The organism is Alteromonas sp. 5NS40-0096, assembly GCF_057544385.1.
Genome location: NZ_BAAJLQ010000002.1, coordinates 818,930 through 845,928 on the forward strand (window position 1 = coordinate 818,930; position 26,999 = coordinate 845,928).

The following is a 26,999-nucleotide window of genomic DNA, read 5'->3' on the forward strand; positions in this document are numbered from 1 at the left end:
GTTTTGATTACACCTCAATGGTGGTGCCATCAAATAGTGGGCAACTGAGATGGAAGCGTTCCTGTCGAGCCAATTTACGTTCTTGCATTACGGCAATCGCAACCTGTTCTCCGAGCTTCAATGATTCAATAGCGTCACTGTAGTAATTGACTCCCGCCCAAACTCGAGACATGGCAATATTAGAAGCCAGTTTATTCAGCTCTCCTTCAACAGTTAGTGACATTGATTTGCAACCTATAGTGTCTAACTGCTTGCCATCAGAAGACGGAACAAAAGCGAGTTGCTCACCGGCAAAATGAATAGGGGCATATTGATCGAAATAGGTTTTCAGTACGGTGGCGCAGGCCCCTGCAATTGCGGCGTGGTAACTACCATATGAGGGCGACATCGGCGAGCCTTCAGGGAACGCTTGAGATAACAAAATACTGCCTTTTCGGCCGGTACTATGGTGATTGTCTTTTTCTACTAAATTGAGTATGGCGGCCAGTTTGTCGCATGTTATTTTTAACGGCTTAACACTGAAAGTACCGTTTAGCTGCTTGAACATTCTGGCGGCCAAAGCTTCTGGTCGCGCCCTTTTATGAATAGTAAACTTCTGGTACTGCAATACGTTGTATACACTCGTTGCGACGTCACACAATAACGAACGAAGGGTGAGTGCACTGCCCACGACAGCATCGACTTGGTGATCGATATGATTCTGCTGTTGGTAAGGTAGGCCGCTATCTTTTGCCACATTGTGGCAGCTAAGCAGGTTTTCTGCTCGGGCAAAAATTTGGACAACTGACGCGTATCTTACGAGAGTGCACAAGTCACGTGGTGTCGTGACAAAACGGCATTCTGTTCCCATAAAGTCAGCTGTGCCAGAAACATCGGCTCCTTGTTGAACATCAAACCATGCTTCCCATGTTTGCAAATAATTGGTATTGGCACGTGCAATGGGGACCCGCTGATCGAGACGCGTTACACCGTCACAGATAATGCCTTCACTCGGCATTAGTGTGCTGGAGAAGGGGGCACTTCCTTGGCTGCCTGCCAATAAAAATTGGGAAACAACGGGCCCAACGGCATCGCCGTAATTGGGGCCTCTAAATAAATAGTCTTGAGGCTGACCCTTTCGCATCCTGTCTAATTCTTCAGAACTTAGCGCTTGCTCTTGTTGATTAGAATCTAGGTATACCCCTTTGAGGCACCGTTTACTAAACCAGTCTAATTGACATAACTCGTCAATAATGACGTCCACTGGTATACCTGAATGCGTGTGAGACTGAGTATTAATTTCCCGTTGGTTTGAAACAATGGCCGATAAGTCGCTAAAGGGAACGTCGCGAAGCAATGAAAAGCAATATAGCTCCGCCAACTCGCCAGTGAGCTCAGCACTGCCTAGCTTGGGGGCTGGGGGCATGGGAATTGATTGTGGGTCGGGCCCTAGTAAACCAAAAGATTTCCCCGCCGACTGACTTTCCCACGCGCGTAAACCAATGCCTTGTGGATCGCAGTTGGCGAGCTTCTGGTTATTGACATCATACCAGCATTCGTTGTTGCCCGTTGTTGGTAGATAATGAGCGGGTCCGAGTGGCGTATTGATGAAATCTCTGGCGTCACCACTTAAAATACCTCGGGAAAAGGCTTGATAGTCGTGTTCACTTGACACCAAACCCGTTTTAACATCATGTGGCAAGCCTTTAGAAAAACTGACTAAATGACCATTGTCTCGATATTTGTGTTCATCGCCATTGTTTTTGTGGCTGGCGTATACTCGCTGAAAAGCTAAATCTGCTGCACTGTAACGAACCGATTTAGCAATGTTTCGTCGAACTTGATTCACACTTTTTCTCTGTGCGTTTGTGGATTGTTATGTAAGTGATATTTAAGTGAATAATCTCTCAGTTTTTTTTGTCTGGTCAATGGGGCCTAAATAAGAAAAACTTTATCTTCTCTCATGACGCTGTGTTAATTGCTTGTTATGATGGTCGAGATAGAAAAACAATTCAGCAAAGCGCTAAGCTATTTCATTTGTGCCTTTGCAAAACGAACGATGTATGAATACCAAAAAACTCACACTCAAAGATGTAGCTGAAAAACTCGGCGTATCGACTGCAACAATTTCAAACGCGTTTAATCGTCCTGATCAATTGTCTGCAGCTAAACGAGAGGAAATTTTAGCGGCATGTACCGAAATTGGATATGAAGGGCCAAACAAAGCTGCGCAAAGCTTGCGAAAGGGCCAAACCAATATTATTGCTTTGGTATTGGCAGACAGCATTGAATACATCGTCAGTGATCCTGTTGCCAGTACGTTTATCAAAGGCGTGTCCTCGACGCTACAACAACACAACAAACACCTCTTGCTCTATGCCGGTGATGCCAAAAGTATCCGAGATATCAGCGATTTTGTTGACGGGTTTATTTGTTATGGCGCACCAGAGAATGAAAAACTGGGTGGAGAGCTCAAACGGGTCAACAAGCCGGTAGTCACGGCCGATTTCAATATCGAGGGCAGGCCATCCGTTAACATTGACAACGAGCAAGCGGCGTATGATATCGCCTACAAGGCGTTAGAGTCCGACGATAAAGTCGCCATTTTAGGCTTGAGACTTATTGATTCTCACACAACATGCCGTATTTATGATGAAGCCTTGTTCGACGTTGAGCGCTCGGTGTCACACCGTCGTTTAGATGGCTACTTGCGTGCGATCAAGGACAAAGGCATTGCTATCAGCAACGACTTGATTTGGCACATCCCTCAAAGCGGCGGGCAGTATAGTTCTCAGGCGGCGAAAGAGGTACTGACGAGCCACCCCTTGCCAGATACCATTATCTGTATGAGTGACCTGATTGCCCTAGAGGTGTTGCAATTGGCATTGCGCATGAACATCAAAGTGCCTGAGCAGTTAAAGATCACGGGCTTTGACGGGATCGACGAAGTCAAGCGAACGCATCCCAACATGGCGACGGTATGCCAAAGTAGTGAGCAAAAAGGTGTGCTGGCGGCGCGAATGCTGCTGCAAAATGAGACACAGTCACAGGTTTTGTCTTACGAGATACACTGCGGCGAAACATTGCGCTAGCCCGACAATACGCTCCTCAACATCTGCCAGTGTCTCAGTGATAAAACATGCTCGTGATGCTGGCGATACGTTTCATGACGGTCAAATCAGCATCCGACCATATCGTTGGTTCACCAATGGCCTCGCAGCAAATAATGCCCAACGGTTCGCCTTCACCATGAAAAACGAAATCCAGCAGTGAATAAATATCATTAGGCTCAAAATAGCCCTCGTTGAAGCAGCGAGTATCCTCGTGCTCTCTCGCATGATTGACTACAACCCATTGGCTCTTAATGATGGCATCGAAATAGTTGGGGTAGTCTTTACGTGATAGAACTTGTCCATGGCTCGTCATTTGTGTGTGTTTTTCATAATGCATTACACAGTGGATGGCTTGCTGATCTTGGCTGAATTGCCATAGGTTAACCCGGTCCGCACGATGAACCGTTTGACTGAGTGTTTTACAAATTGCGAGGCGTTTTTCAGCCGAAGACAAGTTGGGTTGACTGAGTGTAATAGTCAGTGCTGTGAGAGGATCAAGTTCAACCATATTTGTTCGAAAAATTCTGAGCCACTGGATAAGCGTAGCTCAGAATTCACAGTTCTGACGATTTTTCGATTAGCCTTTTTGTGTCGGCTTGCAAACCTGGTCTCCGTAGTAATTATTACTGTAGTTACAGGTTTTTGTTTGTGTTGAACGATCAGCTTTTTTATAGGTAAAAGTACTCAATAGTTTATTCATGGTTGGATTCCTCGTTGTTGTTCCATCCGATGAATCTAATATGACACAAGGTTTTGTTTCGTTTAATCGTTTAAAATTAATCGCGCTAATAGGTTTTTAAGATTGATTGGTTGTCGATTATTTGTCGACAGTGTCGCCACTAGCGCTCGATTTGATTGCTTGCTACCCTAATCCACTACTGTCACGAACTCAGGTTTTGTTATTGATGATTGAGTCGGTTCTTATTTTTCTCGCCGCTACTATTATTGCTGTCCCGCTGTTTAAAAAGCTAAAACTCGGGGCCATTCTTGGATATTTGTTGGCAGGGGTCGTCATTGGTCCCTCAGTCGCTAACTTAGTCGGTGAGCCGGAAACTATATTGCATTTCGCTGAGATGGGGGTCGTGTTGATGCTGTTTGTCATCGGCCTGGAACTCGAGCCCAGAAAGCTGTGGCAAATGCGAGGGCAAATACTGATGTCTGGCGGCGGGCAGCTATTGGTGACATCTGCGCTTATTGCCCTGTTTTTGTTGAGTTTAACTAGCCTCAGTTTGTCACAGACGATTGTCGTTGGATTGGCGTTAGCTCTCTCTTCAACGGCATTTGCCATTCAGCTAATGACAGAACAAAATATTTTGAGAACGGCGCCAGGGCAACAAGGCTTTTCGATACTCCTGATGCAAGATGTCGCCGTAATCCCTATTCTTGTGTTGATATCGGCTTTGGCTCCAGGTGAGGCTGGAGAGGGAATTCACTGGGGCGTCGGTATCTTGTCTATTTTAGCGATTCTGGCAGTAGGTCGGTATCTTATCAATCCATTACTGCGATTTGTCTCCCGCTACGGCAGCACAGAGGTCATGACAGCCACATCATTAATGATAGTGTTGCTCACCGCAGTAACGATGGAACACGTTGGTTTTTCAATGGGGATGGGGGCATTTATCGCCGGAATCTTACTTGCCGATAGTGCCTTTAAACATCAATTAGAGACTGAGATAGAGCCATTCAAAGGCTTATTGCTAGGTCTTTTCTTCATTGCAATCGGCATGAATTTAGATTTGCAGTTACTCGTTGATGAACCCGTATTAGTGATTGCGTCCGCCGTGCTCTTGGTGATTGTGAAATCATTGGTGATAGGCACTATCATTCGGCTATCTAAGCAAAGTTGGACAGACGCGAATCGCGTTGCTTTGATGTTATCTCAGGGCGGCGAGTTCGCTTTTGTAGTGATGACGATGGCGTCGACAAGCATGCTACTTGATGAGTCTACTGCAGGCCTTATTAACCTGATTGTTGGTATATCCATGGCAATGACATCGCCATTAGTCATTTTGTATAGCATGAAGTTTAATTCGAAACAGTGCCCTGCCGTGTATGACAGCAATATCGATATCAGTGAACCCACTGTGCTAATTGCAGGATTTGGCAGGTTTGGGCAAATATCAGCGCGTCTTTTGGCGGCGAACAACGCGAGATTTGGGGCTATTGATGTCGATGCGTCTCATATCGAGTTTGTCCGCAAGTTCGGCAATAAAGTGTTCTTTGGCGATGCGACTCGATTAGATCTGTTGCGTAAAGCAGGTATCGAAGACTGTAGGGTCGTGCTAGCGGCAATGGATGATCAAGAATCCATCAACAAGTTAGTCAAGTTAGTCAAAGAGCACTTCGGTCATATTACGGTTATCGCTCGAGCTAAAGACAGGGTGCACGCCAGAGAGCTCGCAAATTTGGGCGCTGATTTTTATATTCGAGAGACCTTTGACTCTGCTTTGGAAGCGGCGAAAGAAGTGCTCAAGGGGGTTGGGTATAGCGAAGGGCAAACCGATAGCATGGCGAGTTTGTTTTACGAAAATGATACCACCTTCCTTCGCCAGAGCATTGAAGATGATATGTCATTTGAGACTATGGTGGAGACTAGCCAAGATAGGCGAGAAGAGCTTAAGCGTATCTTTACAGAGGAAGTGCAAAAGTCATAGTTGGATTGATAAGCGCGGTGGTTTGAATAACCCAACCGCGCTTTTTTATGATCACTGGAATTAACTCATTTTTGCCAACGTCGACAATGGCGCAATTTTGAGCACAAAGCGCAGCAATGCCCATGGCCAGCTTGGCACAAAGACCGAACCCTTCTCTTTTTCAATTGCGTCTACAATGGCGCGGCAGCCCGTTTCAGTGTCTACCATAAAGGGGACTTTTTCGACTTTTTCGTTTATTTCACTGCGAATAAACCCCGGATGCACCGTTGTCACTTTGATGGGGGTTTTCATGAGATCTATTCGAATCCCTTCGGTTAACGTAGTTAGCGCCGATTTGGTGGCGGCATACACAGTGAGTGCGCGTCTGAAGCCTCTCACCGCACTAACCGATGAAATAGTGACGAGGTGGCCGTGATTTTGTCTTCTGAATATGGCGACACCCGCTTCGCACTGAGCCAAGGCTGAGACGAAATTAGTGATAGCCGTTTCTTTATTGGCCTCAAAATAACCAGTACCAACAGAAGCGCCTTTCCCCATCCCCGCGTTGACAACGAGTCGATCAATGGTGCCAAACTCTTCCGCAAACGCTTCGAATACCTCAAAGACTTGTGGGTGGTCGTTAACGTCCAGCGCTTTAATGCTCACCTTGATATTGGCATTAATCGACTCGCAGTCTTTTTTGAGAGACTCCAAGCGCTCTACACGTCTTGCACATAATGCTAAGTTGTAACCCTTTGATGCAAACTGGCGCGCCATTTCGTAGCCCAAACCTGAACTAGCGCCAGTGATTATTATTGTTTTCGCCATTGTTATTTATACTTCTTCAATTCAAGTCGAGATACCATACCACGATGCACTTCGTCTGGGCCATCTGCCAAACGCAACGCTCGTGCACCTGCTGCAAAACGTGCCAATGGGAAGTCATTACTCATGCCTGCTCCGCCGTGTATCTGGATGGCCATATCAACGACAGATTGCAACATGTTGGGAACGACGACTTTTATCGCTGAGATGTCCACCATGGCATTCTTAACGCCTAGATTGTCAATTTTCCATGCTGCTTGTAGGGTGAGCAGGCGGGCCTGTTCAATGGCCATTCTGGCGTCAGCTAAACGCTCTTTGTTGCCGCCTAGTTCAATGATAGGTTTGCCAAAAGCGTGGCGTGTTAGTCCTCTTTTTATCGCTAGTTCTAGCGCTTTTTCCGCCATGCCAATTGCTCGCATGCAATGATGGATACGACCAGGGCCCAATCGGCCTTGAGCGATAGCAAAACCTTGCCCCGGGCCTACGAGTAGGTTTTCCAGCGGGACCTCTACGTTGTCAAAATGCATTTCGCCGTGTCCATACGGTGCATCGAAATCGCCGAATGCTGTTAGCATACGTTCTATGGTAATGCCTGGAGTGTCCAGCGGGACCAATACCATGCTGTGTTGTGAGTGCTTTGGATTTTCAGGGTTCGACAGCCCCATGAAAACGGTAATTTTGGCATTGGGATGTCCCAAACCAGTAGACCACCACTTTTTACCATTGATGACAATTTTATCTGCTTGAATATCGATCGTGGCTTCCATATTCGTTGCATCACTGGAAGCGACTTGAGGTTCTGTCATGCCAAATACGGAACGAATTTCTCCGGCTAAAAGCGGTGTAAGCCACTTGGCTTTCTGGTACTCGTCGCCAAAGTGGTAGAGTACTTCCATGTTGCCAGTGTCAGGTGCATTACAATTAAATACCTCTGGTGCAAATGCGCAACGGCCAGTCTGTTCTGCCAAAGGAGCATAATCGAGGCAGCTCAAACCTTTACCCAATTCGTCGTCGGGCAGAAACAAGTTCCACAAACCCGCTTCACGAGCAAGTGGTTTTAGTGCTTCCACTTTTGGATGGAGCTTCCACTCACGCCAGTTACCGTGATTGTTCTGCTCATGCATGAAGGCGTAAACTTCGTCCTCTATGGGGTAAACGTGCTCGTCCATAAAGGCTTTTAGTTTTTCGAGCATAGCTTGCGTTGACGCTGAGTGTGAAAAATCCATATTGATTCTCATTTGATAGTTAGCTTAGTGACTATGAGTGTAGTACGCTATTGCTTATGAATGAAATGAAATAAATTCACACTTGGTTTTGAATGGGATTCACAATGAAAGCATTGCCAACGTTTCATCAATTAGATCTCAACTTATTGAGAGTGTTCGATGTTCTGTTCGAAGAGGAAAGTCTTACACGAGCGGGAAATCGTTTGTTTCTCACGCCGAGTGCCATTAGCCATGCACTAAAGCGATTACGTGAGCACCTCGACGATCCCCTCTTCGTGCGTCAAGGCCAAAAGATGGTCCCAACGCCAGCATGCGAGCGCTTAGCACCCAAGATTAGGTTGGCATTGAATCAACTACACAAAGCGTTGGAAGCGTGGCAGAGTTTTGACTCAAAAGTGAGTGATGCTCACTTTACCATCGCAATGCGAGAGTCACTTGAGCTCTCAGTATTGCCCGAATTATGTCGCCACCTAGCGGCTGTTGCGCCCCATATCAGTTTATCGAGTGTAAGTTTAGATCGCGAAAACATGGTATCTCAGTTAGCCCGAGGCGATATTGATTTTGCGTTAGATGTCAGCCGACCTGTTGCGGACAATACCGAACATTGCCACTTTATGACCGACGACTTTTGTGTGGTGGGGTGGCAACAGGTGCATCCCGATATTGCGCTGACAGCAAAGCACTATTTCGCAGCAAGGCACATTGCGGTTTCCAGTCGCCCCAAAGGCGCTACTGTTGAAGATATTGCCTTGGCTCCGTCTGGGCAAAGACGCCAGATTGGACTGAGGTGCCAGTCTTATCAAGCGGCTATGAATGCGATAGTGTCTCAGCAGTCGGTGTTGACTATGCCCAAAACGATGGCACTAAAACTAGTCGCAGGAACGTCACTTGGCATTTCTGATTTACCTATTGACGCCCCTGCGGTAATCAACCACTTGTATTGGAACACCGAGTTTATCGCTGACCCAGCGCTGGCGTGGTTTAAACAACAAGTGTTGAGTTTAGTTGGCCAGTGATATCAATTTTGGGGCCAAACGAGTTCTTTAAAATGCTTGCGGCACATTGACTCGTAGCGGTCGTTGCCGCCAATTTGTACTTGATCACCATCGGTAACCGCATTGCCGTTTTCATCGAGGCGAACAACAAAGCTCGCTTTGCGTCCGCAATGGCAAACCGTCTTCAACTCTGAGAGTTTGTCGGCCCAAGCGAGTAGGTAGTGACTACCTTCAAAGGTTTCGCCCAAAAAGTCAGTGCGCAGACCATAAGCAAGGACGGGAATGTTGAGTTCATCAACAACATCGACTAATTGCTTCACTTGTGCTTTGGACAAAAACTGTGCTTCGTCGATAAATACACAATCGATTTTCTGGCCATCGGCTAGGTTGGATATTGATGAGAATAAATCATCGCCTGAAGCATACAGATGCGCGTCGGCCTGTAAGCCTATTCTCGATGTCACTTTTCCAGTGCCATATCTATCGTCAAACGCGGCCGTAAAAATTTCGACATGCATACCTCTTTCGCGATAGTTATAGGCGGATTGTAAAAGTGACGTCGATTTACCCGCGTTCATGGCGGAGTAATAAAAATAGAGCTGAGCCATAAAAAGTGTTTACCTGTCTTAATGCTTTTTTGTTTTGATTATTGCTGTGGGATTGTAAGCCAGAATGCTCTGACTTAATACGCCAAATTAGGGGTGAGCATTCGCCGCTGGCAATTTTTTGTGTTCAATGTACCACTGCATTAAATCAGCTATGGGTAAAGGTTTCGCGTAAAAATAGCCTTGTAATGCATCCACTCCCATAGCGCGTAATCGTTCACAATGGGCTTTGGTTTCGATGCCTTCAGCTATGGTGAGGCAACCAAATTCTTTAGCAATAAACAAGGTCGCACGGATAATCGTATCGCTGCCTTCTTCTAATTGTTGAACAAAGGCTCTATCGATTTTAATCGTGTCAAAACTCAGCGAGTTGAGCTGGCTTAGAGACGAGTAACCCGTGCCAAAGTCATCAATTGAAATATGCACATTTCGCTGTTTGATACCATTGACTTGATGGATTACGGTGGCTTGGTTGTCAGCAAATACAGACTCGGTAATTTCTAAGTGTAGGCGTTTAGGATCAAGACCTGAACTATTGAGTACACTGTCAAGCGTGCGAACAAAATCGTCATCCATTAGCTGAATAACTGATACATTGACTGATACCGCGACGCTTTCGTCAAACTGCCACTGAGAGGCATCAATGCATGCTCTGTGTAGTACCCAAGTACCAATATCGTGAATTAACCCCGATTTTTCCGCAAGCGGAATGAAAACATCGGGCGGAATAAACTGGTCATTGAACTTCCACCGCAGTAACGCTTCCACTGCCACCATTTGGTGGCCATCTGCACTGAGTATGGGTTGATACATCAACGACAACTCATTTCTCGCTATCGCTTTGTGAAGCCCTTCCATCAAGGTTTGTTCGTGTTTTACTCGTTGCGATATGGTTTCGCTAAACAAGCCAATCGCGCCTCTTTGATTGCGCTTTTGTTCGTACATGGCAAGGTCAGCTTTTTCAACTAGCTCTTGGGCGGTTTGTCCGTGATCGGGGCGTATCGCAATACCGATAGTGGCATCAAGGGAGATTTGTTTATCGTCTATTTCCAAAGGCACAGTGACGCCATTACGGCAGGCGTTGGCTACCGCAGTTGCTGTCTCATTATTGGCGTAGGGCAGGGCAATAACAAATTCATCGCCCCCCCATCTGGCAATGTGATCCGGTTCGCAATAGCGAGCTAATCTGCGCGCGACTTGAATGAGTACTTGGTCGCCAACCTGATGCCCGAGCGTATCGTTAACTCGTTTAAAGCCATCAAGATCGATAAACAACACACTGAAGGTCGCCGACGAATGTGTCGCATTTTCCATTAAACTTGAGAAGTAGCGAAGAAAGCCGCCTCGGTTCATAAGCCCTGTCAGCGGGTCTCGATTGGATAAGCGATGTATTTGATCCGTTTGTCGAGCGACTTCCTGCTTGAGGTTGCTCTTTGCTTTTTCTAGTGCAATTTCTGCCTCGTCAAGGGCAAGGGCTAATGATTGGTTGTGGTTTTTTTCAACATCTATGTTTTCAATCAGCTGGTCGGCCTTCGTCTGCATTTTGAACATGCGCATGAAATTGCGGTAGGAGCGATTGACAAGAATTGCAGCGATAGCCCAATAGGCAATACCAACGTAGCCAACCACTCTAAAGGCATCTTCGTTATCAAAAGCGATGAGCAAAGAAATTGGCATGACCATCAAGGTGATGTAGAGCATGGCGAGATAACGATTACCAGACAAGCTAGTAGACGCTCCAACGGCAATGCAGGACATGGTAATCAGTGTTGTCGCCAGTTCAATTGTCGACATAGAAGCAAAGAACAACAGTATGTAGGCGACCCAAACCAACGAGGTACAGGTGGTTGATACAATAAATCGGAACAACGGTGGGTCTGGGTCGTACTGGCGACCTTGCAAGCGAGCTTGCCAATAGAAGGTGTCAAATAGCCGGAATAACATGATGATCATCATGATACTCCACAGTATGACTTTGTTATCTTCTCCTCTTTCATGGCCAAAACTAAAAACCAATGCGCTAAAGCACAGGATGGTCATCGCCAGGCTGACGTATATGTTCTCGTGTAAGTGGTCAACGCTGGCGCGCTTCTCACGTGTTTCCGAGGCTTCCATTGAAAGAGGCTATCTCACAGGTTGAACTTCAAACCAATAATCAAAAAATACCGCAATGTATCCGGTTATACAATAGTACTGGATGACTTTGTCAGGCACTATTCGCTGTACCTTTGTGGTGGCGCAATGCCTTGCGCTTGCCAGTTGTTAAGCGTGATGAAATCGGCACATGCTTAGCGACATCTCTTAAAACGTAGAGCAAATTCTCGATGTTTGCATCTTTTCACAGACACAAAAAAAGGCGGTCAATGACCGCCCTTTCCACAAACTGTAGTTAAGCCGCTGATTTTGCTGCTTCTACTTTTTGCGCGCTTAGCGGTTTGCCGTCTGCGTCACACAATTCTAAGTCGAATGTGTACTCGTCAACGCGAACTGCTAGCTTACGTTTTTCGTTGTAGTCGTGAAGCGCTGCTGCTTCGTCAGCAGTAATCACGCCGCGTTCAGCTAATTTGTTCAATGCGTTTTCAAGTGAAACGAAAGGAACAACAGGCTCTTTACGCAATGCTTTTTGTACTTTACCAAGTAAATGAGCAACCGCGTGCTTCGCTTTAAACGCCTGTTCGTTGATGTCATGGCCGTCACCAGCGATTGGCTTGATAAGGTGCGTCAACTGTGCTTTTGCACTGTTGTCTTGCATCGAAGCCATGGCCAAATCACGAACCAAATCATCGCTGATCTCGCTAGTGCCGTTACCATAGGTATTAGTAAGAAGGCGCATCAAGCCACGAGTTGGCGTGTTCGGGAAGTTATTAATGAAAGCGACTATCGCTTTTTCCGCTTGGCCAAGTGAATACTCCATTGCGTATTGGAAGTATGGCAATGCTTGTTGACGATCTTCAATGCGTGTTTCATAGAAACGAATTGCTGCCATCGCGCCGTATAGGAAGCTCATCACATCACCCAGACGGGCAGATAGCAATTCTGCTTTCTTCAGGTCGCCGCCGAGTACTGCCAAAGATAGATCCGCGAGCGGAGCAAGTTTAGCTGATAGGGCGTTAACACGTTTTTCGTACTTGCGTACTTCTGGAAGCGTTGTTTTAGCACCGCGTAGGAAAGGTAAGTAACTCTTACCTAGGCTACGGAACGCATTCTTCACGCTGAAACCGATAGTTTTACGCAGCACCTTGTTGAACTGCTTGTCAGCGCTCTTTTCGTTGCTGTGAATCAAATCTACCATTTCTTTCAGGTACGGATGACAACGCATCGCACCTTGTCCGAAAATCATTAGATTGCGGGTTAGGATGTTTGCACCTTCTACCGTAATACCGATAGGCTGTGACGCGTACATGTTTGACGATGTATTTTGCGGACCTTGTTGAATCGCTTTACCCGCCAAGACATCCATCGATGAATTACAGGTATCGCGACCGATTTCGGTCATGTGATATTTCGCGATAGCAGTAACAACTGATGGCTTAAGGCCTTGGCCCAGTCCTTCTGTTGTTAATACGCGCATGGCTTCAACAAGGAACGTTTTACCCGCGATGTCAGCAAGCGGTGCTTGGATACCTTCGAAGCGACCGATTGGTAAACCAAATTGCTCGCGTACAAATGAATACTCAGCCGTAGATTTTAGCGAGCTTTGTGCTGATGCTGTACCCATAGCTGGTAGTGAAATACCGCGACCTGCACCTAGGCAGCTCACTAGCATTTGCCAGCCACGACCGATGTTCTTTTGACCACCGATGATGAAGTCCATAGGAATGAACACGTCTTGACCGCGGGTTGTTCCGTTGTAGAAGCGAACTCCCATTGGATCGTGACGGTTACCAAGTTCAACGCCAGGGTGCGATTTTGGTAATAGAGCGCAGGTAATACCTAGCTCAGTCTCACCGCCTAATAGACCTTCAGGGTCGAATACTTTGAATGCTAGACCAAGTACCGTTGCGATTGGCGCAAGTGTGATGTAACGCTTGTCCCAAGATACTGAAAGACCAATAACTTCTTTGCCTTCCCACTCGCCCTTTGTGACGATAGCGGCATCAGGGATGCTGCCTGCATCAGAACCTGCTTCAGGGCTGGTCAATGCGAAACATGGGATATCTTTACCGACTGACAAACGAGGCAACCAATAGTCTTGTTGCTCTTTTGTACCGTAGTGCATTAGCAATTCACCCGGACCGAGTGAGTTAGGTACCATCACGGTAACGGCGATCGCGCCGCTTTTCGCTGCAATAGTAGATACGATTGTTGAGTTGGCGTAAGGGCTAAACTCAAGACCACCAAATTTCTTTGGAATGATCATAGAAAAGAAACGATTTTCACCCAAGAAGTTAAGAATCTCTTGAGGAATGTGTTTGCCGTTACCCAGTTCAAAATCATCTACCATTTCTAGTAGCTGTTGTACGGGGCCGTCCATGAAGGCTTGTTCGTCTGCACTGAGTTGTGCTTTTGGAAGCGCACGAAGCGCATCCATGTCAGGTTTACCCTGATAGATGGATGATTCAATCCAAACATCACCAGCATCAAGAGCTTCTTGCTCTGTTACTGAAATAGGAGGTAGTACTTTCTTTAGGCTTGTTCTGATACTCATAATACTCATCCGCTCATCTGACCAGTTGTGTGAGTTAATACTACATTAAATTTCAAAAAGATCAAACTAACTGTTAAGTTACTGTTAACAAGATGATTTTTTTATATCATTGTGTGTCAGGCTGGCGCTGTTCGCGATAATTTGTGAGTGAAAAGTAAACAGCGATCGTTTTGTTAGGATAAGAAATTGATTACGCGATGTTTTTACGTTTTTTTAGGCAAAACTATTATAAGCTATTGTGTATCCAGTTTGTTGAATCCAATTGTTTTGCAATGGTCAACACGCTCTTGATGTTAATTCGTTAGAAGGACTTTAATATGCACTCATTGCCCGGCTGGATACGCCGCCCGTTGTTGGCGCCCTGGCTGACGTTCAGTGTGTTCTTGTTGATTTGTGTTGTTGCAGGACTTGGCACCCAAGCGCTATATTTTCGCGGTGATTACAAGGTGTTTTTTGAAGACACCAACTCGCAAAAACTGGCGTACGAAGAGATGCAAAACACGTTTAATAAAAGCGACAACGTGTCTTTCCTTATCGTTCCCAGCAACGCCAACGTTTATCAGGCGAGCACTTTGAACCTCGTTGCCGAGTTGACAGATTTAGCTTGGCAGATACCTTTCTCGCTCAGAGTTGAGTCTCTGGCTAATTATCAGCACACCTATGCCGATGAAGACGAACTGATTGTTGAGAACCTATATGAAGTAGAGGGGCTTTCTAGTCCTGTCATTCAAACTATCGAGTCGGTGGCGTCCAATACGCCAGAAGTGGCTGGGCGTTTGGTTGGGTTTGATGGAAGAGCAACCGTTGTGGATGTTACTTTGCAGTTGCCAGAGGGTGACCAAACTCAAGATGTTGCTACCGTGATGGCGCATGCACGTGAAATACAGCAACAGGTCTTAGCCAAGTACCCAAACCACGATATTCGCCTCACTGGTGTGGCACCAATGAATGAGGCCTTCACCGTCGCTGCCAAAAAAGATGGAAGCACATTGGTACCCTTGATGTTTGTGGTAATTACCATGGTAATTGGTTTGCTGACCAATAGTATCTGGGCAGCGCTGGCAACCTTGTTTGTTGTTGCGACGACGATAATTATCACGATGGGAATCGCTGGGTGGTTGGGTATATTCTTGAGCACGGCGACGGTAAATGTTCCCGTGATGGTGACGACACTCGCTGTCGCAGATTGCATTCACATCATCGTTGGCTATTTTCAAAATCTATTAAAAACCGACGATAAAGCTGGCGCACTTGAAGAAAGCCTCGCCATCAACAAAAGGCCTATTCTCATCACGAGTATTACAACCGCAATCGGCTTTTTGATGCTCAACTTTTCTGAGGTGCCGATTTTGGCAGATTTGGGCAATCTCACGGCCATTGGTGTCATGTTAGCGTGTTTTATTTCGCTTTGTGTTCTGCCCATATTGTTGATTCGCATCCCCGCTGCAAAAATACGTATAAAATCGCCAGCGGTTTACGGCAAGTTAGGTAAATTTGTCGCGACAAACTTCAAAAAAATATTGCCTTTGTCTGTTGTGATACTAGCGCTGAGCTGCACCTTAGCAATGAATAATCAACTCAATGATGTAGCGGTAAAATATTTTGATAATGCAAGTGTATTTCGCCAAGCGGTGAATATTCACGAGCAGCACTTTGGCGGGATGTCTAACATTGATTTCGTCGTTTACACCGATACCGAGAATGGTGTGAATGAACCTGAGGTGTTGAACAGGATTGATGAATTCGCCGATTGGTTACGGCAACAACCAGAGACTAATCACGTATTGAGCTTTTCCGATACGATGAAGCGCCTCGGGATGAACATGCAATACGACGACGAAGCATTTTATAAAATTCCAGACTCGAAAGCGCTGGCCGCTCAATATTTACTCTTGTACGAAATGTCTCTTCCTTACGGATTGGATGTGAATAATCAAATCGATATTGATAAATCAGCCATTCGTTTAGTCGCGGTGCTGGATAATTTGGGCAGTAAAGAATTTACCGAATTTGAAACAAGAGCAAAATCGAAGTTCAAGTCCTTGTTGGAGAGTTATCGGCTCGAGGCTGCCAGCCCAGCACTCATGTTTGCACATATTGGAAAAGCCAATATGCAAAGCATGGTGTGGGGCACCGTGTTGGCGCTGGTACTCATTTCACTGCTCATTGTATTTGCATTGAAGTCGATAAGGCTTGGTATGGTGAGTTTATTGACGAATTTAGTACCAGCCGGTTTGGGCTTTGGGTTGTGGGCAGTAATTTCAGCCGAAATCAATATGGCGTTATCAGTTGTGCTGAGCATGACACTGGGCATCATAGTTGATGACACGGTACACTTCCTATCTAAGTACCAAAGAACCAAGTTGCCAGGTCGGTCTGTGCGAGAAGCGATAGTGGAGACCTTCAATGGTGTTGGCCAGCCATTGGCCACGACGACAGTAGTTCTGGCGTGTGGGTTTGGTGTGCTAACCTTGTCTGATTTCGCTTTGAACTCCGATATGGGTTTATTGACTGTGATTATCATTGTTGGTGCCCTAATCGTTGATTTTTTATTTCTCCCTGCATTTTTAATGTGGTTAGACAGGGATGATAACTCGATAAAAGGAGAGCAAAACCATGTTGAACCTGCCTAAAATATCGCTATTTGCGGTAGCGTTTGGTCTTGGCTTATCGTCGCCTATCGTCATGGCAGATGAAGCCGAAGGGATGCGCATTGCCAAAGAGCGAAAAGCGCGAGATCTGGGTTGGAACAACTCAGAAGCGACGGTAACGATGATTTTGCGCAATGCCAGAGGAAAAGAAGTCAATCGCGATCTGAAAATCACCTCTTTAGAGGTAAGTGATGACGGCGATAAAGTACTAACGGTGTTTAACTCTCCTGGCGATATCAAAGGTACAGCTTTCCTCAGTTTTTCCCATCCCGTAGTGGCAGATGAGCAATGGATTTATTTGCCTGCTTTAAAACGTGTGAAACGCATTGCGACGAAAAACAAGTCTGGTCCATTTGTTGGAAGTGAATTTGCGTTTGAAGATATGACGTCATTTGAGATCGAAAAGTTTACCTATAATTACCTTCGTGATGATGTTCATGAAGGCGTTGATGTGTATGTTGTCGAGCAAGTACCCGTATACGAGTTTTCCGGCTATTCTCGTCAGGAAGTGTATGTCGACAAGGAACACTATCGCGTGCACCGAGTTGACTATTTCGACCGTAAAGATGAATTACTCAAAACACTGACGACAGAAGATCATCAACTTTATAAAAACAAATACTGGCGTCCAATGGTCAGTTACATGGAAAATGTGCAGACGGGTAAATCAACAGAATTGGTCACGGAAACCTTGGAGTTTGACGTGGGCGTTGATGCATCCGATTTCAATAAAAATAGTTTAAAGAGGGCTCGATAGTTGTTTTCACGATTATGTTTGGTGGCAGCGGCAGGATTAAGTGCATATGGTGTGCACGCTGTCGATTATGAAATTGATGGCTCTGCCGGAATCGAGCAACGTTACTTTCTCCAAGATCCCGCTTACGCGAACCAAGTGAGAAGCCAAGGCTCCGTATTTTTCCAACCACAGGTTTATATGGAATGGAATGACGGTGATGATTCGCTGACTTTTCAACCTTTTGTTCGTCTCGATCAAGAAGATAGCGAGCGTACCCATGGCGACATACGCGAGTTAATGTGGGTTCATGTAACCGATAACCTTGAGTTTAAAACGGGCATAGGCAAAGTATTCTGGGGCCAAACTGAGTCTTTACATTTGGTTGATATAATCAACCAAACTGACAGCGTTGAGGCCTTGGATGGTGAAGATAAATTAGGCCAACCTATGGTCAGCATGTCCTATGAAACTGAATGGGGAACCTTCAGCAGTTTTGTATTGCCTTTCTTTCGTGAGCGCACGTTTGCTGGCGCTGATGGTCGGTTGCGGCCACCGTTTGCGATAGATGTCGACAACCCAATCTACGAATCATCCGACGAAGATAGCAATATCGATTTTGCGTTGCGTTGGCAACATAGTATTGAAGACTGGGAAGTGGGTTTATCTTACTTCAGCGGTACCACTCGAGAGCCAGAACTCACGCCAGTTTTCGACGATTCGGGTCTCCAATTAACCGGGCTTCGCCCGTTTTATGCGCAGATCAATCAAGCGGGTTTAGATGTGTTAAAGGTTGAAGGAGCCTGGCTCTGGAAACTTGAAACCATTTATCGCGAAGGCCAAAGCCAAGATTTCTTCGCTGCCGTTGCCGGAACCGAATACACCTTCGTTGGCGTTCTAGGCAGTAATTACGATATCGGTATGTTAGTTGAATACCAATACGATGAACGTGAAGATAACTTTTTTGTGACGGGTCAAAATGACCTCATGGTGGGCACGCGTGTAGTCCTCAATGATATTGATGGCACTGAATGGCTGGTAGGTATCGTACAAGACCTCGAAAACACAGATACTCGAAGTGGTTTTGTTGAGGCTTCAAGTCGAATGGGAGATAGTTGGCGCTGGTCAGTGAATGCTTACTTTTTTACTGCAGATGATCCACAAGAGCCGCTCTTTTTCATTCGCAGAGATGATCACGTCACCTTTTCTCTGGAATACTTTTTTTAGGATAACAACATGAATTTTAAACAACTGGCTGCGGTGTTTTGTCTGTCCGCAGCAAGTATTGGCGTTCAAGCCACAGAAAAAATGTACGGCGTAATAACGGGTGGTTATACCGACGCCGATTACAGTGAAGTCTCCGTTGATGGCCTGAGTTATAAACTCACCTTTGGCCATGAAATCAGTCGCCAGTGGTACGTAGAAGCAGGCTACCAACAATTGTTTGATGATTTGGACGATGTTGAAGGTGCAAAGGGCGACGCACTCTTTTTGGCGGTATTGGGTAAAGCTGGTAACCAAACTGGTGAACTCTTTTACCGATTGGGCGTATTAAACGTTGATGTCCAAGGTAGTGAATTCGCCATCGATGGACAATGTGCAGTCGGTGACATTAGCGGAACGGACGCAAGTGGTAACGCCATTTGCAGTTTTGACGACGGTGGCATTGCCGGCGTTGTTGGCTTTGGCTTTGACTTTTTTGTGGGTCTTAACAGCATGATTCGTATCGAAGCTGAGCACATACGCGGCCAAGATGGGTTAAGTGTCAATGCGGCGTATCTCGGTTTTCGCTACAATTTCAATTAATGGTGCAAACAGAGTAGGGCGATGAAACTCAATGAAGAATGAATTAGACAGTAAGTTTTTACTGAGTGTGTTCGATAAAGTGAGAACTCACGGCGAACAACATGAGCAGCAATATCGTCTTGAAGGGATCATCGCTTACACCGATTTTGACGGTTACACTGTTTACATTGAAGATGCGCAGGTCAAGCTCAGCTTCGGTTTCCATAACCAGTATCACTATGATTATGAATCCGCCGCTCACTTAGAAGCGTTTGAGAAAAAACTCGAATACATTGGCAAGCACTACTAACGCCGACACCTTTGTAGAGGTAAGACGACTCCAAGGTGTTTTCTGTAGTGAACGAGAGTACAATAGGAGCAAGAGTCATTGATGGAAACCAACGTTGTCTAGTCGTATTACCCCGCCAAAATTTTCATTCGCTTTTCTTCATCCCAAATATTGGCCAGTTTGGTTTGGCGCCGGACTGCTTTACATTATCACTTGGTTGCCATTACCTGTAATTCGAATGTTAGGTGCAGGCGTAGGTAAACTTATTATCAAATTGGCACCCAAGCGTGCAAAGGTTGCCGAACGCAATATCGCTTTAACCTTCCCAGAACTGTCAGATGAAGCACGGGCCCAGTTAGTGATTGAGAACGCGAGGCGCACTGGCATGGCGCTATTTGAGACGGCTATCGGTTGGTGGTGGCCGTCGTGGCGGATCAAGCGAATGTTTGAAATTGAGGGATTCGAACACGTAGAGGCCGCCTTGCAAAAAGGGCATGGTGTGTTTGGTATGGCGCTTCACAATATGAATTTAGAGGTGGCTTGCCGGGGTCTTGGGTACACCCATCCATCAATTGCGTTTTACCGCAAACATAACAATAAACTTGTGGATTATTTCCAGTATCACGGCCGTGCACGGTCGAACAAGTACATGATTCACAAGCGCGCAGCGAAAGCTTTGTTGGCGGCCATTGACGAAAATGAACTGTGTTTGTATTTGCCTGATCAGGACTACGGGCGCGCACAAAGTATTTTTGTACCTTTCGGTGGTGTAGCACAAACGGCGACAACAACTGCAACGATGATGTTTATCCGTCGAACAAAGGCCATTCCTTTGTTGATAACGTCTCAGTACACGACGAAAGGCTACAAAATTAAAATCTACCCGCCGATGGAATCTTTGCGTGACATGGATGACGAGATGGCATTGACCACGTTGAATACTCATATTGTCGAAGCGCTTAAAGAGCAGCCTGAGAGCTATTTGTGGATGCATAAGCGTTTCAAAACACGGCCGAATGAACAGGACCCGTCACTCTATGACTAGCACAGTGCTATCGCTTGAATTGGCTAGAAATTCTGCGTAACCTAAGTGCTAACATCAATATTGTACGAATTTTGTTCTATAATAAAAAGACGTCAGCACGACGCGTGGTAAAGTAAATGGCACAACAAACTGGGTTTTCAAGTTCGTTATTTTGGGCAAAACACATAGGTATGGCCCTCGCACTAGTCATAGTGGCGGGGATTATCATTAATCTTAATATCGAGAACGAATCTAAGCCGAAACCTGAAGGTGCACAAGAGGAAAAGTCGGTGTCTAGAGGCTTATCTGACTTTTACCGCGAGTTTCGCATGTCTTCAACTGATCCTATCAAAGACGAAGTCGGGGACTTTGTCCTTGAGCTTTCTGGACAAGACCAACCCCTTGATTCACAACTTGAGAAAATGTCGAGTGATATTAAACCCATCAGTTCACGTTGGGTTGGTGAACACAAATACCGTACGTTTAAAGCTGGCAACACGTTGCGAGAAGCCATTTCTTCATATGCTCAACAAGAAGGTATGCAAGTAATTTGGGACTTAGACCAAGATTTTGTGATCAAGCACCAGTTTCAAATGGACAACACCATCGTTGGTTCATTGAAAAAGATTGCAAGCGCCATTGATTCGAGTTTCGAAGGCGAAGTGGTAACCTATGTTTGCCCTAAGCAGCGCTCACTTGTTGTCACCGATGAAAATACCGACTATCTAAAACGCAACTGCAATCTCGTTCGCTCGTAGATAGTCTTTTTAGTAGCGCCGAGCAGTGCTCGGCTGAATGTCTCGCTAACTTGCAAATAACCTTTGCCAATTCTCTCTAACTGAATGACGAATTTGGCTCAACGTGTCTGAGTCCATCGCATATTTTTCATCTGCTAAGGTAAGTTGGTGATACGCTTCCCGCAAAGATAAATAGGCCTCTTGCAAACCCGCCATCGACTGTGAATCAATGATGTTGGCCTGTGCCAAACACTCGAGGATTCTCAAGTTATCTGAATAATCTGTGATTTCACTAAATTGTTGTGCATGCCTCAGTACCCAATACTGCACCATGAACTCGATGTCGGTAATACCGCCCTCACTTTGTTTTAAATCGATACCTTGGCTGTCTTTTAGCAGGTGTTCCCGCATTTTTGTGCGCATATCTCTGACATCCGCGAGCAACCCTTGCTCCTCTCGAGGTAACGCCAAAATCTGGCGTCTGGTCGTATTGAACTTATCAGCGAGTTGACCATCTGCAACCAATACTCGAGCCCTAACTAGTGCTTGATGTTCCCATGTCCATGCATCATTTTGTTGGTAACTGGTAAACCCATCGATGTGGCAGCTCAGCAGTCCTGAATTACCGGATGGCCTCAATCTGAGGTCCACTTCATACATTTCACCAAGTAAGGTTTTAGTGCTGATTAGGTGCAACATGCGCTGTACAAGTTTGATGTAAAATTGCTGAGCACTGATAGATTTCTTCCCATTCGTGACGGAATTCCTGGGGGCATCGTGAATACAAACGAGGTCAAGGTCTGAACCATAACCCAGCTCCCAACCACCGACTTTGCCATAGCCAACAATGGCGAAGCCCAGCGCATTATCGTCTAAATGGTTGGGTACGCCATACTTGGCTTCGCAGTGTTGCCAAGCGTGATGCAACACGTTTTCGACTAAAACCTCAGCGAGCACGGTTAATTTATCACTGACTTTTGCGATCGGTAGAGAGCCGGATATATCGGCAGCCGCAATGCGTAGCTGATGGGACAATTTGAACTGTCGCCAAGTATCCATGATGGCTTCGACATCGTCAGGGTCAACTCGTAGCATGCTCTGCTGAAGATCGCGCCGATATTCTGATTTTATTTCATCGACAGAGACAACTTGGTCATTGAGATAGATTGGATTGAGTAGTTCGTCGAGCAGAAGCGGAAAGCGTTGAATTTGATCACCAATCCATTGGCTTCGACTCAACAGCTTAAAGAGTTGTTTGAGTACATTGGGATTTTCAAACATCAAGTCGAGATACGTGGTTCTACCCGTCACCGCATGAATGACGCCAAGTACTCTTGGTAATACGTTACTTGCCAGCGTGGGGCATTCACAAAGCAAAGTGTAAAGTACCTCTGGCATCAATTTGTTGAGCGTGTCTTCTCCTCGTTGCCCAATCCGGTGCTTACTCAATCCTTTTTTAAAGTCACTCACTAGATTAAATAGCGAATCAAAATCACACAGGTGGTTTTGCGCTTCAAATAAATTCACAAATTCGTCGTGCTCCAATGCCAGTTGCCATGCATCGACGCATTGTTGGTAAAGCGAATCATCCTCATCGTGCGAATCCACTGTATCTTCGATCAAAGCGCTGAACTGACGATTGATACTCTGATGTACTTGTTGGCAATGGTGGAACAGTTCGGAATAACTGTCGAATCCACAAACCTGGCTCAGGACAGCTTGCTGGTAGGTATCAGAGGGGAGTGTTTGTGTTTGCTCATCATTCCACTGTTGCAGCGTATGCTCTACCTTCCTCAAAAATAGGTAGTTGTCGTAAAGATTTTTCGCCTCTTGGCTGGGAATAATCGTCAGGTCAGCTAAAGCGTCAAGTGTGGTTTTGAGTGACTTATGTTGAAGACTGGCTTCTCTTCCTCCGTGGATAAGCTGGAAGCTCTGAGCGAAAAACTCAACTTCTCTAATTCCTCCAGTACCCAGCTTGATATTATTGGTCAGCTTTTTCCTTCTCGTTTCACTGGCGATCATCGATTTCATATTGCGTAGGGCATCGATTGTTGTGAAGTCCAAATACCGGCGAAAAGTAAAGGGTTTGAGTATGGCTTCTAATTCCTCACTGTATTGCTGCTCGGGGTTGAGTACACGAGCTTTTACCATTGCAAATCGCTCCCAATGGCGACCTTGGTCTTGATAGTAGTCTTCAAGTGCGGCAAATGAGGCGACTAGCGGGCCACTCTCTCCGAATGGACGCAAGCGCATGTCGACACGATAAACTTGACCATCCATTGTAATCGTATTGAGCGCGCCGATTAGCTTTTGTGCGAGCTTGGTAAAAAATTGTTGGTTTTCAATCGACTTCCTGCCGCCTTGTGTCTCTCCTTTTTCGGGGTAAGCGAAAATCAAATCAATATCGGACGAGTAGTTGAGTTCTTTACCTCCCAGTTTACCCATCCCCAAAATCAGCATAGGTAAAGGCCCCATGTGTCCCATGGGTTTGCCATAGCGTTGAGTCAATGAATCATACAACCAATGATACGCTGCATTGATCAGCGCATCTGCCAATGCCGAGACTTCTAACAAAGACTGCTCAATGTCTAAACGGTTATTGAGATCTCGCCACGCGATACTCGACATGTACAAATGCCGACACTCTCTCAATAGTGATGACAACGTTTGCTCGTTTGTCACACCAGACAAGCGTTCCCTCAACCAGTCTGTCGCAGCCGTGTCTGGCGATGTCAGATGCCATTGGTTTTCTATTATCGCGTTCAATCGTTCTGGGAATTGGGTAAATTGCCTGAACAAATAGTGGCTGCAGGCCAAGGTATTACTGATTTCCAACTGCGCTTGCTGGGCGCGTTCGTGTTGGGTGATGGTTTCGGGTAACTGAAGCCAAAGTCCTTCACCGTGTATTTGAATCGTAGATTTTACTGAATCTGCAGGCATAATAGAGGGAATTCAATCTTTTACACTTATTTGGCGTCTAGTCTGGCACAAGACTTTATTGTGCTCCAGCCTTTAGTCACGTCTTCGAGGACTTCAAATTTATGGATGCGTTGGTAAAACTCAATAGTTTGCCTAGCCAGCTGTACCTTTACTTATTGGTAGAGGTAGGTATCGCAATGGCCTTTGTTACATTGATCAAATGGTTAAATGGGGTGTTGAGTAAAAACAGTGTGACGGAGGAGCTGGGCGTAAAAGACAATTTTGCTTTCGGTATCAGTGTCGCAAGCAGTATCTTGGCGTTGACGATTGTCATTTCAGCCGTCGCAGGCCGCCATGTGGGACATGGGATAGAGCAGGCCGCAGTGGGAATGACTGTCTTTGGTATTGTAGGGCTAATACTGGTCAAATTCGGACGATATGCACAAGATAAGTTAGTGTTAGACAAACTGGATACGCAAGCGCAGGTTCTGGCCAGAAACCACAGTGTGGCGATTGCTGATGCGGCAAATTTAATTGCTAGTGCAATCATACTCGCGAGCACAGTGAAGTGGGTACAAGGTACCGATGTCAACGCCATCATTGGCGTGGTTACTGGGTTCTTAGTCGTACAGACAGTGCTTATCATTGCGACCCGTATTCATGAATGGCGATATGCCAGAGATAACCAAAACTCTTCCTTCCAAGACGCGTTGACTAAAGGGCAGCTAGCGCTGGCAATCAAACACGCGGGTCATCTCATTGGCACCGCAGTCATTGTGACGAGCGCTGGCCATATACTCGCGTACAGCCCCAATGGATATGTAAGCAATGTCACGGGGTGGTTGATTGTCAGTGTTATTCTGTCAGTAGCACTGAGCCTATTGGTCGGCGTTAGCAAACGTATTGTATTGTTTGGGATGGACTCAGACAAAGAGATAGACCAACAAGAAAACGTCGGTGTCGCCTGTGTTGAGCTGACACTCAGTCTGGGGTTAGCGTTTTTAATAAACGGTGTGTTGGGCTTCTAGGCGTAATTAGCGGTAACATTTTTACCCGTGAACGTCTCTTCGAAAAGCGTATGTTGAGACGTTCTGACTTGTTCTTTAATGCGTCGTGGTTGCTGCTTTAACCAGTATTCAGCTTGCATCGCAATGGACTTAGAATTGACTTGGTAGACGAATACAAAACGCAATGGTGCCTTGCCTTTTAGTGCTTTTGCACCGCCAACCAATTCCCCTCTGTGTTGACGAATTCGCCGGCTTGGGTTGTTGGTGACGCCACAATAAAACTGGTCCAATCGATTCTGGACCAGATAAACGAACCAATCGCCTTCCTTGGTTGGCGTTGTTGAGTGGTTGGCTGTTATACTTGCCGTCAATTTGAATACACTTCCTTAACGTTATGAATTTACCCGATTTTAGCCAAGCCAACATTTTGATCGTAGGCGATTTGATGCTCGACCGCTATTGGAGCGGAGCAACCGGCCGAATTTCTCCAGAAGCACCTGTACCTGTGGTAAATGTCAACGACACTGAAGATAGGCCCGGTGGCGCTGCGAACGTTGCCATCAATGCCGCGACACTCGGGGCAAACGTTACCCTAATCGGATTATGTGGTGACGACGACAATGCCAATATTCTCGAGCAAAGACTGTCTTCGTTCGGCGTGGAGTGTCAATTCGTCAAAGTCGACGGGTTTGATACTATCACTAAACTACGTGTAATGAGTCGAAATCAGCAGCTGCTGAGAATGGATTTTGAGAAAAGTTTCGCTGGGGTCGACAAATCTGCGTTACTTGAACACTTTGAACATCACTTGGCAAACGCTGATCTGGTTGTATTGTCTGACTACAACAAAGGGTGTTTGTCGGACACTCAAGCGCTCATTCAAGCTGCTAACAAACTGGGTAAGCCCGTGGTCGTTGACCCCAAAGGTAACGACTTTGGTAAGTATTGCAACGCGACATTAATCACCCCAAACCTTGCCGAGCTTTATGCGGTAAAAGGTTCAGCCAATGGTGAGGAAGAGCTGCGTGCTAAGACTGAAGCCCTGCGCCAAGAATTGTCGCTTGACGCCTTGTTGCTGACGCGTTCAGAGCACGGAATGACCTTGTTCCAAAACGATGCCGAGACCTACCATTTACCTGCAAAAGCCAAAGAAGTCTACGATGTCACTGGGGCAGGGGATACGGTAGTTTCAACATTGGCGGTATGTATCGCCACAGGCATGTCTTTAAACGATGCCTGTGTTCTCGCCAACCTTGCAGCGAGTGTCGTAGTAGGTAAATTGGGCACATCAACAGTCTCTGCAACAGAGCTCGCTCTCGCATTGGGTGAGCAAACACCGCATTTAGACGGTGGCGTAATGAGTGAATCACAGTTAAAGATGGCAATAGAGCAGGCTAAGAAAAGAGGTGAGACAGTCGTGATGACCAACGGCTGTTTTGATATCTTACATGCAGGTCACGTGTCTTATTTAGATGCCGCGAAAAAACTGGGCCACCGCTTAATTGTCGCGGTCAACACAGACCAGTCTGTGACTAAACTCAAAGGCCCAGGTCGTCCAGTCAATGCCGTAGGTCGAAGAATGGCTGTACTCGCTGGCTTAAGCGCCGTCGACTGGGTTGTGCCATTTGCCGAAGATACACCCCAGCGCCTCATTAGCGAGTTGCTTCCTGATGTGTTAGTTAAGGGGGGCGATTACAAAGTCGATGAGATCGCGGGTGGCAAAGAAGTCATGGCCAACGGTGGAAAAGTCAGTGTATTGCACTTTGAAGAAGGTGTATCGACGACCGGTATTATTCAACGCATTGTTGAAAAGCAAACAGACTAATTGAA

General features: G+C 46.1%; 21 protein-coding genes. 12 read left to right on the plus strand and 9 right to left on the minus strand.

Going from position 1 to position 26,999, the window contains the following annotated elements:
• Positions 1-7: 7 nt before the first annotated feature.
• Positions 8-1,828, minus strand: coding sequence for a phosphatase PAP2 family protein (locus AC27G9_RS09510; RefSeq protein WP_487073443.1), 1,821 nt, complete (start codon positions 1,826-1,828; stop codon positions 8-10).
• 214 nt (positions 1,829-2,042) lie between these two features.
• Between AC27G9_RS09510 and AC27G9_RS09515 the strand changes: the two genes are divergently transcribed.
• A complete protein-coding gene (locus AC27G9_RS09515) occupies positions 2,043-3,071 on the plus strand; it encodes a LacI family DNA-binding transcriptional regulator (RefSeq protein WP_487073445.1) in 1,029 nt (342 codons plus the stop codon).
• 34 nt (positions 3,072-3,105) lie between these two features.
• Here AC27G9_RS09515 and AC27G9_RS09520 read toward each other — a convergent pair whose 3' ends face one another.
• Positions 3,106-3,600, minus strand: coding sequence for a GAF domain-containing protein (locus AC27G9_RS09520; RefSeq protein WP_487073447.1), 495 nt, complete (start codon positions 3,598-3,600; stop codon positions 3,106-3,108).
• Positions 3,601-3,997: 397 nt separating this feature from the next.
• On the opposite strand from AC27G9_RS09520, the gene AC27G9_RS09525 reads away from it, so the two are divergent.
• The gene (locus AC27G9_RS09525) at positions 3,998-5,746 is read left to right on the plus strand and encodes a monovalent cation:proton antiporter-2 (CPA2) family protein (RefSeq protein WP_487073449.1); all 1,749 of its coding nucleotides are present in this window, start codon (positions 3,998-4,000) and stop codon (positions 5,744-5,746) included.
• Between the two features lie 60 nt (positions 5,747-5,806).
• On the opposite strand, the gene AC27G9_RS09530 is transcribed toward AC27G9_RS09525, so the two are convergent.
• Positions 5,807-6,553: an SDR family oxidoreductase gene (locus tag AC27G9_RS09530; protein WP_487073451.1), complete on the minus strand. Its 747-nt coding sequence runs from the start codon at positions 6,551-6,553 to the stop codon at positions 5,807-5,809.
• A gap of 2 nt (positions 6,554-6,555) precedes the next feature.
• Positions 6,556-7,776: an acyl-CoA dehydrogenase family protein gene (locus tag AC27G9_RS09535; RefSeq protein WP_487073453.1), complete on the minus strand. Its 1,221-nt coding sequence runs from the start codon at positions 7,774-7,776 to the stop codon at positions 6,556-6,558.
• Positions 7,777-7,880: 104 nt separating this feature from the next.
• Between AC27G9_RS09535 and AC27G9_RS09540 the strand changes: the two genes are divergently transcribed.
• The gene (locus AC27G9_RS09540; protein WP_487073455.1) at positions 7,881-8,792 is read left to right on the plus strand and encodes a LysR family transcriptional regulator; all 912 of its coding nucleotides are present in this window, start codon (positions 7,881-7,883) and stop codon (positions 8,790-8,792) included.
• 2 nt (positions 8,793-8,794) lie between these two features.
• Here AC27G9_RS09540 and AC27G9_RS09545 read toward each other — a convergent pair whose 3' ends face one another.
• The 3 genes from AC27G9_RS09545 to AC27G9_RS09555 all read right to left on the minus strand — a co-directional run bounded on the left by AC27G9_RS09545 (position 8,795) and on the right by AC27G9_RS09555 (position 14,024).
• A complete protein-coding gene (locus AC27G9_RS09545) occupies positions 8,795-9,379 on the minus strand; it encodes a thymidine kinase (protein WP_487073457.1) in 585 nt (194 codons plus the stop codon).
• A gap of 87 nt (positions 9,380-9,466) precedes the next feature.
• A complete protein-coding gene (locus AC27G9_RS09550) occupies positions 9,467-11,491 on the minus strand; it encodes a putative bifunctional diguanylate cyclase/phosphodiesterase (protein ID WP_487073459.1) in 2,025 nt (674 codons plus the stop codon).
• Between the two features lie 274 nt (positions 11,492-11,765).
• A complete protein-coding gene (locus AC27G9_RS09555; RefSeq protein WP_487073461.1) occupies positions 11,766-14,024 on the minus strand; it encodes an acyl-CoA dehydrogenase in 2,259 nt (752 codons plus the stop codon).
• Positions 14,025-14,341: 317 nt separating this feature from the next.
• Here AC27G9_RS09555 and AC27G9_RS09560 point away from each other — a divergent pair, with 317 nt between their 5' ends.
• From AC27G9_RS09560 to AC27G9_RS09590, 7 genes are all read left to right on the plus strand, one after another.
• Positions 14,342-16,657, plus strand: coding sequence for an efflux RND transporter permease subunit (locus AC27G9_RS09560; protein WP_487073463.1), 2,316 nt, complete (start codon positions 14,342-14,344; stop codon positions 16,655-16,657).
• Positions 16,641-17,432, plus strand: coding sequence for an outer membrane lipoprotein-sorting protein (locus AC27G9_RS09565; protein ID WP_487073465.1), 792 nt, complete (start codon positions 16,641-16,643; stop codon positions 17,430-17,432). Before AC27G9_RS09560 ends, AC27G9_RS09565 begins: the two co-directional genes overlap by 17 nt.
• Positions 17,433-18,635: a hypothetical protein gene (locus AC27G9_RS09570; RefSeq protein WP_487073467.1), complete on the plus strand. Its 1,203-nt coding sequence runs from the start codon at positions 17,433-17,435 to the stop codon at positions 18,633-18,635.
• 9 nt (positions 18,636-18,644) lie between these two features.
• Positions 18,645-19,214: an outer membrane beta-barrel protein gene (locus tag AC27G9_RS09575; RefSeq protein WP_487073469.1), complete on the plus strand. Its 570-nt coding sequence runs from the start codon at positions 18,645-18,647 to the stop codon at positions 19,212-19,214.
• Positions 19,215-19,245: 31 nt separating this feature from the next.
• On the plus strand, positions 19,246-19,503 hold the full coding sequence (locus AC27G9_RS09580; protein WP_487073471.1) for a DUF3081 domain-containing protein: 258 nt from the start codon (positions 19,246-19,248) through the stop codon (positions 19,501-19,503).
• Positions 19,504-19,597: 94 nt separating this feature from the next.
• Positions 19,598-20,527 carry an LpxL/LpxP family Kdo(2)-lipid IV(A) lauroyl/palmitoleoyl acyltransferase gene (gene lpxL / locus AC27G9_RS09585; protein ID WP_487073473.1) on the plus strand — a complete coding sequence of 310 codons (930 nt, stop codon included), beginning with the start codon at positions 19,598-19,600 and terminating at the stop codon, positions 20,525-20,527.
• A 116-nt stretch (positions 20,528-20,643) separates the two neighbouring features.
• Positions 20,644-21,264, plus strand: a complete 621-nt coding sequence (locus AC27G9_RS09590; protein WP_487073475.1) for a toxin co-regulated pilus biosynthesis Q family protein — start codon at positions 20,644-20,646, stop codon at positions 21,262-21,264.
• A 45-nt stretch (positions 21,265-21,309) separates the two neighbouring features.
• Here AC27G9_RS09590 and glnE read toward each other — a convergent pair whose 3' ends face one another.
• Positions 21,310-24,183, minus strand: coding sequence for a bifunctional [glutamate--ammonia ligase]-adenylyl-L-tyrosine phosphorylase/[glutamate--ammonia-ligase] adenylyltransferase (gene glnE / locus AC27G9_RS09595; protein WP_487073477.1), 2,874 nt, complete (start codon positions 24,181-24,183; stop codon positions 21,310-21,312).
• 101 nt (positions 24,184-24,284) lie between these two features.
• Here glnE and AC27G9_RS09600 point away from each other — a divergent pair, with 101 nt between their 5' ends.
• Positions 24,285-25,190 carry a DUF350 domain-containing protein gene (locus tag AC27G9_RS09600; protein WP_487073479.1) on the plus strand — a complete coding sequence of 302 codons (906 nt, stop codon included), beginning with the start codon at positions 24,285-24,287 and terminating at the stop codon, positions 25,188-25,190.
• Here AC27G9_RS09600 and AC27G9_RS09605 read toward each other — a convergent pair.
• Entirely contained in the window at positions 25,187-25,540 is a 354-nt protein-coding gene (locus tag AC27G9_RS09605; protein ID WP_487073481.1) for a GIY-YIG nuclease family protein, read from the minus strand. The genes AC27G9_RS09600 and AC27G9_RS09605 overlap by 4 nt on opposite strands.
• A gap of 23 nt (positions 25,541-25,563) precedes the next feature.
• On the opposite strand from AC27G9_RS09605, the gene hldE reads away from it, so the two are divergent.
• Positions 25,564-26,994 (plus strand): bifunctional D-glycero-beta-D-manno-heptose-7-phosphate kinase/D-glycero-beta-D-manno-heptose 1-phosphate adenylyltransferase HldE, encoded by a 1,431-nt coding sequence (gene hldE, locus AC27G9_RS09610; protein ID WP_487073483.1) that lies wholly within the window; start codon positions 25,564-25,566, stop codon positions 26,992-26,994.
• The last annotated feature ends 5 nt before the right edge of the window (positions 26,995-26,999 follow it).